Annotated in this window: 12 protein-coding genes and 1 pseudogene; 5 read left to right on the forward strand and 8 right to left on the reverse strand. The window is 36.9% G+C overall.

The features are described 5' to 3' along the window. The first annotated feature begins 114 nt into the window (after positions 1 to 114). Positions 115 to 2,868, forward strand: a complete 2,754-nt coding sequence (locus HYW21_06765) for a cation-transporting P-type ATPase (protein ID MBI2549023.1) — start codon at positions 115 to 117, stop codon at positions 2,866 to 2,868. Positions 2,869 to 2,901: 33 nt separating this feature from the next. After that, positions 2,902 to 3,168, forward strand: a complete 267-nt coding sequence (locus HYW21_06770) for a hypothetical protein (protein ID MBI2549024.1) — start codon at positions 2,902 to 2,904, stop codon at positions 3,166 to 3,168. 31 nt (positions 3,169 to 3,199) lie between these two features. On the opposite strand, the gene HYW21_06775 is transcribed toward HYW21_06770, so the two are convergent. The 6 genes and pseudogenes from HYW21_06775 to HYW21_06800 form a co-directional block, all read right to left on the reverse strand. Then, positions 3,200 to 4,231, reverse strand: a complete 1,032-nt coding sequence (locus HYW21_06775) for a virulence RhuM family protein (GenBank protein ID MBI2549025.1) — start codon at positions 4,229 to 4,231, stop codon at positions 3,200 to 3,202. A 1-nt stretch (position 4,232) separates the two neighbouring features. Continuing rightward, positions 4,233 to 4,532, reverse strand: a complete 300-nt coding sequence (locus HYW21_06780; protein ID MBI2549026.1) for a hypothetical protein — start codon at positions 4,530 to 4,532, stop codon at positions 4,233 to 4,235. Between the two features lie 12 nt (positions 4,533 to 4,544). Next, positions 4,545 to 6,824, reverse strand: a complete 2,280-nt coding sequence (locus HYW21_06785) for a hypothetical protein (protein ID MBI2549027.1) — start codon at positions 6,822 to 6,824, stop codon at positions 4,545 to 4,547. Then, positions 6,817 to 7,461, reverse strand: coding sequence for a hypothetical protein (locus HYW21_06790; protein ID MBI2549028.1), 645 nt, complete (start codon positions 7,459 to 7,461; stop codon positions 6,817 to 6,819). The genes HYW21_06785 and HYW21_06790 overlap by 8 nt, the downstream gene beginning before the upstream one ends. Positions 7,462 to 7,664: 203 nt before the next feature. Further along, positions 7,665 to 7,877: pseudogene (locus HYW21_06795) on the reverse strand (hypothetical protein). 291 nt (positions 7,878 to 8,168) lie between these two features. Continuing rightward, a complete protein-coding gene (locus tag HYW21_06800; GenBank protein MBI2549029.1) occupies positions 8,169 to 9,107 on the reverse strand; it encodes a prepilin peptidase in 939 nt (312 codons plus the stop codon). A gap of 59 nt (positions 9,108 to 9,166) precedes the next feature. On the opposite strand from HYW21_06800, the gene uppS reads away from it, so the two are divergent. Continuing rightward, entirely contained in the window at positions 9,167 to 9,904 is a 738-nt protein-coding gene (gene uppS, locus HYW21_06805) for a di-trans,poly-cis-decaprenylcistransferase (GenBank protein ID MBI2549030.1), read from the forward strand. Between the two features lie 121 nt (positions 9,905 to 10,025). Here uppS and HYW21_06810 read toward each other — a convergent pair whose 3' ends face one another. Further along, positions 10,026 to 10,682 carry a hypothetical protein gene (locus HYW21_06810; GenBank protein MBI2549031.1) on the reverse strand — a complete coding sequence of 219 codons (657 nt, stop codon included), beginning with the start codon at positions 10,680 to 10,682 and terminating at the stop codon, positions 10,026 to 10,028. 85 nt (positions 10,683 to 10,767) lie between these two features. After that, positions 10,768 to 11,721: a hypothetical protein gene (locus HYW21_06815; GenBank protein ID MBI2549032.1), complete on the reverse strand. Its 954-nt coding sequence runs from the start codon at positions 11,719 to 11,721 to the stop codon at positions 10,768 to 10,770. 90 nt (positions 11,722 to 11,811) lie between these two features. On the opposite strand from HYW21_06815, the gene HYW21_06820 reads away from it, so the two are divergent. Then, positions 11,812 to 12,684: a hypothetical protein gene (locus tag HYW21_06820; GenBank protein MBI2549033.1), complete on the forward strand. Its 873-nt coding sequence runs from the start codon at positions 11,812 to 11,814 to the stop codon at positions 12,682 to 12,684. Between the two features lie 4 nt (positions 12,685 to 12,688). Next, positions 12,689 to 12,826 carry a hypothetical protein gene (locus HYW21_06825; protein MBI2549034.1) on the forward strand — a complete coding sequence of 46 codons (138 nt, stop codon included), beginning with the start codon at positions 12,689 to 12,691 and terminating at the stop codon, positions 12,824 to 12,826. Positions 12,827 to 12,870: the final 44 nt, after the last annotated feature.

The following is a 12,870-nucleotide window of genomic DNA, read 5'->3' on the forward strand; positions in this document are numbered from 1 at the left end:
GTGAAATTAAGATTTACTTTGTAGGTAGTCCATTCGTCAATCAGCGACTGACCAATTGTTATTTTTGGTTTAACTTTAGAAACCTTTATATGCAAGGATTTGCTTGATAATACTATGTCTGTTCATCAGAGAGAAAAAAGAGGAACTAGTTCTGAGAATACTGATTGGTACCTTTTACCTCCCGAAGATATCCTTCTTCGTTTGCATACAACCGAAAAGGGGTTAGTTTCCGAGGAGATTTCTGAACGAGTTAAAATACATGGAAAGAACAAACTCAAAGATCACCATCGCACTACAGGAGTTGAACTTTTTTTTCGACAATTTCGTGCCTTTGTTATTTGGGTTCTTCTTGCAGCGGGTGTTCTTTCTTATGTAACTGGTCATATGGTTGAGGTTGTTGTCATTGCTCTTATCATTCTTTTCGCCATATTACTTGGCTTTTTTGAAGAATACAAAGCTTCTCGTGATATGGAAGCACTTCTGGAGTTATCACCTAAAAAAGCCATGATTCTTCGAGATGGTAAGAAACAAGAGATCATAACCGAGGATATAACCGTGGGTGATGTGCTGATACTCCATCGTGGAGATATCGTGCCAGCAGATGCTCGTCTCCTTGAAGTCAATGATCTTGCTGTTGACGAATCTCCCTTAACCGGGGAGAGTATTGCCATTACGAAAGAGGTTGTGACATACACGGAAAAAAAGCCTGTTTCAGAGCAAAAAAATATGATTTTTGCAGGAACTCATATTGTCAATGGTGATGGACGAGCAGTTGTTGTTGCTATCGGTGAACATACAGAAATTGGACAGATCTCAAGTATGATGCAAGGGATTGAAGAACAGACGACACCGCTCCAAAAACGCCTTGATCGCTTGACGAAAGAGTTGTCCTTTGCAGCCATTATTCTGGCTTTTTTAGTATTCCTCTTTGGTATCTGGCGAGGTAATGAATGGAGCAGCATGCTTCTTTTTTCTCTTGCAGTTATTGTCTCAGGCATACCAGAAAGTCTTCCTGCAGTCGTTGCGGTTACCCTTGCAGCAGGTGTTAAACGTATGGCCCATAAGCAGGCAATTATCAAACGTTTGCCAGCAGTTGAAACACTGGGGACTTGTACGGTTATCTGTACTGACAAAACAGGTACCTTAACCCAGAATAAGATGGTTATCCAGACCATTTATACCTTAGATGCTGAGGTAAAAGTAACTGGGAACGGTTACAATCCTGATGGGGTCTTCTTTATTGAGGATGCACAGATCGAACCAACAAAACACGCAACGGTTTCAAAAATTATTGAAATTGGTGTGCTCTGTAATAATGCAGATATCCGTTTGGAAAAAGAGGAATGGATTGTCGATGGAGAGGCAACTGAGGGAGCGCTTATCGTTCTTGCGCGAAAAGCAGGGATCCTTAAAGAGGACTATCATCAACAGTATCCACGGAGAAAAGAACATCCCTTTGATCCGGTAAGAAAATGTATGAGTGTGGTGCATAAAGTCAAGAAAAAGCATATTGCCTACTCAAAGGGTGCTCCAGAGATTCTCATTAAAAAAGCATTATTTGCCTTGCATGACGGCAAGATTGTTCGATTAACACCTGAGCTAAAGAAGAAGTTTCTCAACCAGGCAAAGCTCTATGAGGAAAAGGGTTTACGTGTTTTAGGTTTAGCATACAAAGAGCATAAGGGATCATTTGCCTTAACGAACGTCGAACAGCAACTTATCTTTGTTGGTTTGGTTTCTATGCGTGATCCACCTCATGTCGATGTTAAAGAATCCATTGCCAAATGTCATGCAGCAGGAACTAAAGTGGTGATGATTACTGGAGATAATGAACTTACCGCAAAGGCTATCGCAGAAGAGTTGGGCATTTATCATCATGGCGATGTTGTTCTTACCGGCATGCAATTAGAGCATCTGAAAGAGCAAGAATACGAACAAATCATTGATGCAGTTTCGGTCTATGCGCGTGTCACACCAAAGCATAAATTAAAAATTGTGGCAACCTTACAAAAGAAAGGACATATTGTTGCAATGACCGGTGATGGAGTAAATGATGCACCTGCGCTTAAGAAAGCAGACATAGGGATTGCTATGGGTCAAACCGGTACAGAGGTTGCCAAAGAAGCTGCTGAAATGGTTTTGAAAGATGATCAGTTCACAACTATTGTCAATGCCATAGAACAAGGAAGGACAACCTATGCAAATATCCAGAAATTCATTTATTTTCTCTTATTAGGAAATTTTTGTGAAGTGATTCTTGTTGTTGTTGCGGTCATGGCAGGAGTAAACCTTCCCTTGACGACGCTTATGATCCTCTTTGTTAATCTCGTTACCAGTGATATTCCTGCCTTAGGGCTAAGCATTGAAAAACCATCACCTCACATCATGAAACAAAAGCCACGAAATCCGCGAGAAAGTATCTTGAATGAATACATCTTGTTACGCATTACTGAGCTTGTTCCTTTAGTTGTCCTTGGAACACTTGCCTTATACATCTGGTATCTACAGATTGCTATTGTTGATCTTCCAAAGGCACAAACCGTTACCTTTGCCACGATTATCTTTTTTGAACTCTTCCATGCACTCAATGCCAAAAGCTTAAACGAAAGCATATTTTCAAAACGATTTTTTTCGAATCGCTATATGCTTGGTGGTATTTTCATTTCAACCCTTCTCACCTTAACGGTCATTTATTGGTCTCCTTTACAAGATATCTTTGGCACGGTTGCTCTTGGTTTTACGGATTGGATACCTATTCTCCTTATCTCCTCGAGTATTCTCTTTTTTACTGAAATCCAAAAAACCCTTGTCTCTGCAGAATTTAAGGAACGGGCGAAAATAGAGCTCTCTCCAGAGAGAAGCCAATAATTATATATACGAAAGGTGAAACAAACGCATACTATGAAACTTTCAACTCTCGTGCTATGCATAACCTTGCTTATGATTATGGTGTTGAGCCTTTTTATAGGCACACATACTGCTCCCTTACTTCCCGTGATGGTTACTGGTTTTACCGTGGCAGAGCATCCTAACTCTGTCTTGTATGTCCCGACCCTGTTGCCTTATTTTCTCTTTTTTTCCAGCCTTATTTTTCTGTTAACCGCGATCTTGTCAGGCAAGCCAAAGCAAGGCAATAAAATGACATACTCCCAAAATAAATCCAGCTAAAGCTGGGGGTTTCTCACGCAAACCACTTTACTTAAACTTTTCCCCCTTGTTTAAGCAATTTCTTAGTGGCTTTGTCAAAATCAGATTCAAACAGCCTATCCTGAATTATCCTATACTCCTCAAATTCATTTTCTGCAAATTGCTTGGCAATCTCAGCAGTTACTTTTCCTGAGTCCTCCAATATTTCCCTATCATTGAATTTTAAAAAAGCGTTCAATTTTTTGGACCAGTCTTCCATGGTCATTGGTATTTTCCTCTTTGCTTGATCCTCAGCATAATCCAAATACATGGTTATTATCCGATTAAGTGACTGTATTTCTTCTTTTTGCAGGTAATTTTTGGCTATGCTGACATCGCTTCTAATAATTTTCCCCAGAGGGGAGTGTTTCCAAGTAGTTAATCCCATATTTCTCTTTGTTTTGCTTGCTCGTTGCATGATTAACTCAGCCGCTGTATTTCCATGGATGGCATAATGCATCTTGTTTTGAACTGTTGCAAAAAATTCTTTGGTCAGCTTATCTTCTGAGTTATAATCAACTGCGGTAGCGTAAATATCGGTAATTTTCTGGTAAAACCTTCTTTCACTAGCCCTAATCTCCCTAATTTCTAATAATAAATCCTCAAAATATTTCTCTCCTAAAAAAGTCCCATTTTTAAGCCTCTCACTATCAAGAACATATCCTTTAATCGCAAATTCTCTTAAAATCTTGGTTGCCCACTGCCTAAATTGCGTGGCTCGGTGTGAGTTAATACGATATCCTACTGAGATTATAGCATCCAAATTATAGAAATTAGTGTTATACTTCTTCCCATCGCTGGCAGTTATTAGGAATTTCCTAATAACTGAACTCTCGCTTAATTCCCCTGAACTGAAGATATTCTTCAGGTGCTCATTAATTGTAGGGATGGATACCTCAAATAATTTAGCCAGCATCTTCTGAGTCAGCCAGACCGTTTCATCCTCAAATTTAACTTCAATGCTCTTTTCTCCTGATTGTGAAGTAAATATCAGAAATTCGGCGGTGCTGTTTCTGATGGCTAAATCTTTATTTTCTTTGGTCATTTTAATCAGCCCCAATCATCTTATCAAAGCATTTATCGCACATTTCTGCGTGCCAGTCTTTATTGTGCGCTGATATGCTTAGAAATGTGCTCATTTCTGGCACACCAGAAAAGTGTACTTTTCTGAGTGTTTTAATCTTGCATTGTTTGCAGTTGTAATTCATTTCTTCATTATGCTTCATATGAATGGTGCGTTCTTTTAGTTTCATTTCTTCTGGACTTACTGATTCAATGAAAGAGCCTTCTGCCCAGAGATTGTCTTCTTCGGGCAGGTCTTCTCCGTTGAGTGTTTTTTGCGGCATTTTATTTGACCTCTATCTGAATATCATGTCTTTTAATTGTTTCATTTCATCTTCCTTTAATCTGTTTTTTGCATTTGGATTCGGGATTATATCACCCTTCAATATTATTTTTGGCTTTTTATCAACAAAGATTAGTTCTTGTTTAAAATAAATTGCTCCTGAGATTACGTCTGTATTTTTGTTCTTATGGGAAAGACTATCTTCCTTTCGAGTCATATACTTATTTATAACTTTTCCAGTCTTCTTCTCAATTTGCAATGTATAAGCAAGACTTCCTAAAAAAGAATCAATAAGCTGGTGCTCATCGATGGTAGAATTGCTTCTATCAATCACTACAAAAAATAAGTCTTTTCTTTTACCACTTTCAATTTCTTGTAATGTTTTTTTAGCAAATAACTGTCTATACTTTTTATCAATGGTAGAGAAAGCTTTGTTTTTTAGAGCAACAGCACCATTTGCTAATCTTAATTCCCTATCCATTTTAGGTCTGGTTATTTCAAAGTAGATATCTCTCTTGAATAAGTTCACTTTTAAATCTAAATATTTTTCAGACTTATTTGGTGGTAATGGTTCAATTAACTTAATGCCTTTATCTTTAAACCTGTTGATAAAAATTAACTCACTGAAATAATCCCAAAAATACCTTTCAGTGGCGAAATTTTGCTTAATATTTTTTATGAGATGCTCTTTTTTCTTATATTTATCATTTTTCTCTTGTTCAATAGTAGAAATATCCTGGTTTAACTCACCGAGGTAGGCTTGAGGCCAGAATCTACTTTTCGCAAAATCCAATTTAACTGCTCTATTTAATTCAGAATCTTTATCTGAAATATCAATATCATCTAAATTAGGTTGTTCATTTTCTCCTAACCATAATAATGGTGTGAATTGTTTATTTTTTTTAGAGTCTTTAATAACATCTTCTGCATATAGGTATAGGTTTGGATATTTCTTAAGATTGTTTTCAATCTTGGTAAAGTCGTAGTCCTCTTTTCTATTCCTCAATTGATTAAGAAGTTCTCCTGCAATATCTATTAGAAAATCATAATCATCTTTAGTCAATACTGATTTTTCTTTCTTTTCTTGATATTTATCTCGGTTATAATCAATGAAACCTCTTTCTTTTGTTCTCTTAATTAAATTATCAATTTGCTTTATGACAATATCTTTTTTATTTATGTCTTGATATATATTGCCAATGATTACTCTGTTTAACTCAAAAAAGAGGTATTCTTCTTCTTTATCAGACAGATCAAACTTTAGCACTTGTCCTAAAGCATAAGCAGTATGGTGTTTTGATATGGTTTTGAATAGGTGAGGTAGGGTAATAATATATAATTTTGACTTCTCGGTTTGAATCTTTTTATAATTCTCTAAGAAATATTTAATAAACAGCTTATTCTTCTTTACAAGTTCTTCTAATACCCAATCAAAATGCCTTAGTTTAAACTCTAAGTCTCTATTTAACCAGTAAATAAATAAATCTGAGATTTGTTTGTATGGTTTTGGAAATTTTCTTAACACTTTCACTATTTTATCTATTACAACCTCATCTGAATCTTTTGAATACTCAATAAGCTCTAGAATTTGCTTTTGGTTTAGTATGTCCTGAAACGTTAATCTATCAAAAACTAAGTAGGTAATATTTTTTTCTTTTAGTTTCACTAACTCAATAATTTTACTGTAAAAATAAGTCTTGTTTTTCTTATAGAATATCAAACAGAGATTAGTGAGCTCTTGAAGAACATTCTTTTCTTGAGAGTTAGATGCTTTATCTAAGAAAGAGTAAATTTCTTTTGGTAGCTTTGAAAAATCATATTTCACCTGAATTGCTTTAAGCAGAGAATTTGTCAGAGGATATTCAATCTTATTTTTCAAGCGGTTTAATAGGGCTTCTTTATTGTTTATAGAAAATCCACCTAACATCAATCCAGAAATTACTTTAAAATCATTGTCTCTTGATTTTGCGATTATTCTCTCATAAAGCGGCATTGCAAAGCCGGGTTTGTTTTTCCCAATATCTTCCAGTGTTCTTAAGAATGGTCCTTGAGCCATGTCTCTCTTAATTTTTTCATAAATCTTCTCTAATAATACAATATAATTATCAGAGCTTTCTGCTAAATCATAAGCGATTGTAGAAACAAGTTCAGAATAACCCCAAAAATCCGATCCTGATAGAAAATGTTCAACCAATTTGTATTTTTCTTCATTAGACAGTTTAGACTTATGACTATTGTAAATTTTTATTTGCTCTTCAAACTTGTAATATTTATCTTTTAGTTGCTCAAGCATTTTCTGATTTAACCTCATAATTATCATAATCCGTTATATTGGGTTTGAAACTTACTTTAAATTTCTTAGATGGCTTATTCTTCTCAAGAAGATAAACCTCTAAGCCGAATACTGCCGGATGACCTGTAAAAGCATCACCCCTTCCCAAGAAACAATAAATCTCGACTATTGTTTTGAAAAGATGCGTCCCAAATGGAAACCCGTAAACTTTACCTAACATTTGCTGAACTTCTCCGATATGTGGATTCCCAGAGCCAATTAATTCAATACTTTTTGTACTATTTGTTAATCCATTAGAAATTATCACTGATTTAATATTTTTTGAATCGATGATCATAAACTCACAACTATCAATATCCCCCACAGTAAAACTTGATCCAATTCTACTAAATTCTTCTTTCTTTTCTTTTGTAAGTTTTAATATTTTCTTGGAACAAGAAGTTATGGACTTTAGAGTATTTATCTCTGGATAAATCCACCAGATAATGCGGTCGTATCCAGACGCACAAAACAATAGTTTTCCAAATTGTTCTAACTTCGCTTCTTCTTTAGTACTATACGGGTAAGTATGTCGTGTATCACCTACAACTACCATTTGATTTCCTTTATTCAAGAGAAACATAAGAATAGAAGTCATTTTCCAAACCCCTCAACAATCTTAATATCTTCCGGCGTTAATTCGTATAATTTGTAAACTAGTTGGTCAATCTCTTTCTCCAAGCGTTTTACTTTGGCTTGTTTATCAGGAGAGTCTAAGTAATCGTCGTCTTTGGTGATGGAGAGGATTTGGTCTACGAAGTGGATGAATGGGGTTTGCTGTACTTCTTTTTTTGATTCTGAAATCAATTCAAATGTTTCTTTGTCTGCGCTAATGCCAATCAGAACCCTAATCTTCTCAGTTTTTTCTAATGATTTATAGATGCTATAAAAACCGCTTGCATAGAAATATCCGACCAAACAGTAAAAATATCTTGTATCTTTGATTAAAGCAGTAAATCTGTGAAGAAGACTCTGCCCGCCTTCATTAGTTATGAAAGTCAAATCACTTGACATTTTCTCGCCCCCTCTTCTCTAACTCTGCTTCCATGCACTTCTCAAACTGACGAGATACAATCCAGCCTTCTTTCTTGCATATCTCCTATATTTATCGTAAAGTTCAGAATTTACTTTCAGTGTGATATTTTTTGTTTTCATAAACCCCACCTAACAAAGAAATACTTGCACAGACTTATAAATATTGCTGTTTTCTCGCCCTCTATTACACCGCTTCTGCCTACGATTTTATAAATGGTTAACGTAAGGGTACAATCCCGTAACAGCATATTCGCATAAGAATCACTATCATCAGATATAAGCAAAGGAAAGAAGAAAGAGAATAAAGCCAATCAAGAAACTGGGGATAAACGGGATTCCTTCTTTGACAAGCACCGTATCTATTTTTCCTTTCGCCTTTAGTTGCTGAAGCAATTGAATTTGTTCTTTTGAAATCCCCAGATCCTTTGGACCGGTAATTACTTTTCCCTCAACAATGACTGGTTCTGCAATCCAGTCTCCTTCAGTCAGTTTACTTGGTTCAAGCTGCTTGTACATGCATGCACGCTCAACTGCTTTTAGAATAAATAATAGTTCAAGTGTGATAATCGTTATCACAAACAAAACAAACAAAATGATTTTATCTGATAGAGAAAGACTACTCACCAAAATCATTGGCAGAAAAAGGATGAAAACAATACGACTGGCTATTTGTAACAGCCGTACTTTTTTCTTCCTAATAAACAGAAAATATTCCTGCTTAAACCGCTGCCTATGCTTTATCGTGAGATAGGCACTCCAGCATATGCCCCAGATTGCTCCACTGAAGAGAAGGATGACAAAAAAGCGGAAAAGGAGGGGAATGCCTCCTAATGAAAACCCCCCTAAAAAGTACTCGGTTGAGTACAATGAGGTATAATGAAATCCAATCATCATGCCAAGTGCCATCAGCATTTTACTGTCTCCTCCACCCCACTGCCCGGTATAAAACATAAGATACGCAATGCCAAGGAAGATCAGAAATCCAAGAATACCTTCCCACAGCACTATCCACGATCCTGTATGGACAGCATATAATAAACGATAACCAAAAGCAGTAATCAGTAATGCATAGTTTAGCCAGTCAGGTACTTCTCTGCTTTTAAGATCAGCAATACTTGCAATCAAAAGAGCAATACTGCTTGTCGTTACCATGAGGAGCATTATTGGTTGTGCTATTCCCCATGCTGAGGACAATAAGGCAAACGTCATGTACGAGAAAAAAACATAAATCTTTAAATATCTATTTGTTTCTTTACTGTCGAGTAAAAATGTTAGATAAAGAAATACTTGATAAGTTCACTGAAATGGTTAAACGAACGACACCACTTCTCGATAAGTCTGAAAAAGAGAGACCTCTACATGTCGCGGTTACTATTCGTGGAAACCTGGCATGGGCAAAGAAAAAAAATAACGATCTCGCCACTGCGTTTACGAAGAGTTTTCAATTGCTTCATGAGTGGATTGATGAGCAAGTCCAACAACAAGTCCCGATGATGACCTATCTTTTACTTTCTGAGGAGATGCATAATGCAGCAGTCTTCCCTGTTTTTCTTGAACATCTCTCGGTGTTTTTAACCATGCTTCAGGGAGATGAATCTATTGACAGAAATCATATCAGAATTACTTTTTTAGGAAAATGGTACGATCTTCCAGGACGAGTGGTTGATACCATGAAAGCGCTTGGAGAAAAAACCAAGGATTATGATCATTATTTCCTTAATTTTTGTATGAATTATGATGGCCAACAAGAGATTGTTGATGCCTTTAAACTCTTAGCACGAAAGATAAAAGAAAACAAACTTGAGCCAGAATCGATTACACCAGCATTAGTCAAGGAGAATCTTTATACTTCTTTTTTTATTCCGCCAGATCTACAACTCATTACCGGTACGACACGAACCCTTTCTGGATTACTTTTGTGGGACTCAATGTCTTCTCGTATTGTTTTCTCTGATAAACCCTGGCCAGAGATGACACGACAGGATTTTAAGGATTTGATGTTGTAACGCATTGACTTTACTATAATAGAAAACCTAAATGTTTAATATTATTTGTTAGGTTTTCTAGTATATAATTGAGGAAAAAACATATTAAAAACTATTGTCCTCTATTATATTACGTAACTGATTATTTAGTAAACTTTTTCCACGAACGATCAAGTCCTTTAGGATTAGCACCGAGAAGACCTGCTCGGATCATCAACGATGAGGCTGGAATAAGTTGTCTTTTGTTTTTTTTCGGAACAAAAGGAAAATGTTTTGCCTCATCCAGAGCTTGACTAATATAGTGAAGATCTTCTGCTGTTGTTTGCCAGTTTGTGAACCGGTTGAGGTTGAACGGTAACGAATATTCTCGTAGTGTTTTTTTTCCTTTACTGTTAAAATAAAAATCAAAATAGGAAAGAGCAAGCTCTCGTATGTTCTTGTAAATCGGATCTCGGGAACGGAGCGTGGTGAAATTGGATTTTGCTAGCGAACCCCAATACTTATTTTTTTTATAGACGGCAATGACATGATCATCATCATGCTTCGCTCGTAAGTCAACAATGAATGGTGGAAATCCCTGCACGTGAAGGCACGCAGCAGCAAACAATGCTCCCTCACAACAATGTGCTTTTCTTTCCTCGAGAACCTTTTGTGGAGACCGTATTTCATGAAGAGGATTGTAGGCAATAGTATCTAAAAAGTTCTGAATCTTTGCTGGTGTGTTTAATGTTTTGAGAAATGTTAATTCTGCTAAACTCCAGGGAAGAGTTTTTTTCCTTTCTTTCATTGCTTTACTCATTCCTCTACCAAACCCCTGGTCTTATTTATGCTTTGTGGTTCATTCTTGTGGAGCTGCCCAAAACGAAAAACAACATGAGAAAAAATTATTTAAAAACTCTTTCCAATGCCTCGATAACTCTGCCTTCTAAATCATCTACTTTATCTAGGGGGACAGAGGCAAGAGGTACTTGAGAACGTGAAATACTCACCATTGCTGGTTCTTTTTTTGCTTGTACAAGGATGGCTTTTAGGGTAGCTAGTCTCTGCTCATAATCTTGTTCCGTACATTTCTCTGCAACGCTCATATAATCCTCGGGTTTTTTCTGATCTTCAAGCTCAAAATCAGAGGGATATGAAGCATAGGTTGATTGTCCAGTGAAATATGCCTCTTGCTCCCGACGAGCATTGGTCAGGAATCGACACAAGTCTTCTGCATACGTTTTATTTCTCTCTTTTCTCATTTGCTGTCGAAGAAAATGAAATCCATTTAAGTCAACAGCAACAACAAAGGGATGTGGACTCTTTTTCAATCCTCGTGCTAGTCGTTGTGGTGAGATCGTTCGCGCGGTAACATCAGAATACCATAGTGGTGGAAATTTATAGGGATCCATCCAAGGGTATTGCCACTTTACATAGTTCCCGCCGGTGCACTCGGCATAATAACTGCGGAGGGTTCGCGTCTTGAGGTTCAAACCCTGTTTTTCTTTGTACGCATGCAATTTTCCTTCGTAGGGATAGCAAACCGTAAGCGTACGGATCTTTCCTGCATAATCTGCTGCACAAAGCCAATCCTGTGGAGAACATACCCGTTTACTGTACAGTATAAGATCTTTCATGGCTGAAGGAGGACGTACTTCGATGTGATCTGAGTGAAGTTTTCCACTGCACATGGCGTAGATGCCTGTCACCACCAGCAGATCAACATGCTCCTCTGGAAATAGCTCTACTAGACGAGGAAGAAGAGATGGTGATTGGTTTACTACCTCAATCTGGATCCCATGGACCATTTCAGTTCTGGTAAGTAATTGACCACTTCTCTCTATCCTGTATACTTCCATTGCCTGAGAGAAGGGAAGTGCCTATTAGACACCACCTTTTAAAAAACCTAAAGCAAAAGCTTTAAAAACAAGTTTTTCCTTTTATCACTGATGAGCTTTGATATTTTATTTCTTACTACTGAACATGACAGCTCGACAAAGGGGCTTATAGTGAAGACACTTGCCGCTCATGGAGCATTGACCATTACGCAACTCCAGAAAGTGCTGAGGCGTGAGTTTCAAAAAAAAATTTCTTACCAGGCCATACGGCAGGCACTGGTTGAGCTTCTTGAGAAGACGGTGCTTGAAAAACACGGAAAGTATTACGCCTTGAGTAAGCAATGGATTGAGGAATTAAAGAATATGGTAATGTTGCTTGAACATTCCTTAGGTAAGCAGAAAGAGATTCGCATTCTTGATAAGAATACCACGCAGATAAACCTTACTAATTTGGACGAATTGGGTCATTTTATTCTGTATAGTCTTGAGCAAAAGTACTTTGACGTAAAGCAAGGTGATGAAATTCTGATGCAGATAGATCATCTCTGGATTCCCTTTGGAAATCCTGACAAAAGACATAGATTAGAACAACTCATGAAACAGGCCACTCTGCGAGTAGCAGTTAAAAATAAGTCCGCAGGAGATCTGATGTTGTACCATTGGTACAAACGGTTTGTTGATGTTCGTCTTGGTATGAAGTTCACGTCATCTTGTGATTACATTGTGCATAGAGACACGGTTGTCCAGATCTATCTGAGCCAAGCATTACGCAAGAAAATGGATACGGTTTACTGCCTCAAAGGACTAGTCTCATTAAAACTCATTGATCAGCTTGCAGCAATGACCTTTACCACGTATGGCATTGAAGTGGTTATTACCAGAAATAGTAACATCGCAAACCAAGTTAGGCAGCACATTCGTTCGTTGCTTTCATTGCAGCAAAAAACAAAAGTTATACAAGTAAGGTATAACTTACTTTGGTGATCCTATGGAATATGCAATAGCAAAAGTAAGCACAAAAGGGACGAGGGAATTGTATGTAAAACCCTATCGATTAGCATATGCGTATCTTCCGCAACAAGAAAAGATTATTTTTATTGATCTTTATCATAAAGATAAGCAGTAGTTTCTTTCATTTCTCTACCAAACCTAGGCTTAATTATACTCTGT

The sequence above is a fragment of the Candidatus Woesearchaeota archaeon genome (genome assembly GCA_016187565.1).
Lineage (GTDB): Archaea > Nanobdellota > Nanobdellia > Woesearchaeales > JACPJR01 > JACPJR01.

Coding starts and splice junctions, on each gene's coding strand:
- HYW21_06775 (MBI2549025.1), bottom strand. CDS start 4,231: ATGACCAAAGAAAATAAAGATTTAGCCATCAGAAACAGCACCGCCGAA.
- HYW21_06765 (MBI2549023.1), top strand. CDS start 115: ATGTCTGTTCATCAGAGAGAAAAAAGAGGAACTAGTTCTGAGAATACT.
- HYW21_06810 (MBI2549031.1), bottom strand. CDS start 10,682: ATGAGTAAAGCAATGAAAGAAAGGAAAAAAACTCTTCCCTGGAGTTTA.
- HYW21_06815 (MBI2549032.1), bottom strand. CDS start 11,721: ATGGAAGTATACAGGATAGAGAGAAGTGGTCAATTACTTACCAGAACT.
- HYW21_06800 (MBI2549029.1), bottom strand. CDS start 9,107: ATGACGTTTGCCTTATTGTCCTCAGCATGGGGAATAGCACAACCAATA.
- uppS (MBI2549030.1), top strand. CDS start 9,167: ATGTTAGATAAAGAAATACTTGATAAGTTCACTGAAATGGTTAAACGA.
- HYW21_06780 (MBI2549026.1), bottom strand. CDS start 4,532: ATGCCGCAAAAAACACTCAACGGAGAAGACCTGCCCGAAGAAGACAAT.
- HYW21_06790 (MBI2549028.1), bottom strand. CDS start 7,461: ATGACTTCTATTCTTATGTTTCTCTTGAATAAAGGAAATCAAATGGTA.
- HYW21_06785 (MBI2549027.1), bottom strand. CDS start 6,824: ATGCTTGAGCAACTAAAAGATAAATATTACAAGTTTGAAGAGCAAATA.
- HYW21_06770 (MBI2549024.1), top strand. CDS start 2,902: ATGAAACTTTCAACTCTCGTGCTATGCATAACCTTGCTTATGATTATG.
- HYW21_06820 (MBI2549033.1), top strand. CDS start 11,812: ATGAGCTTTGATATTTTATTTCTTACTACTGAACATGACAGCTCGACA.
- HYW21_06825 (MBI2549034.1), top strand. CDS start 12,689: ATGGAATATGCAATAGCAAAAGTAAGCACAAAAGGGACGAGGGAATTG.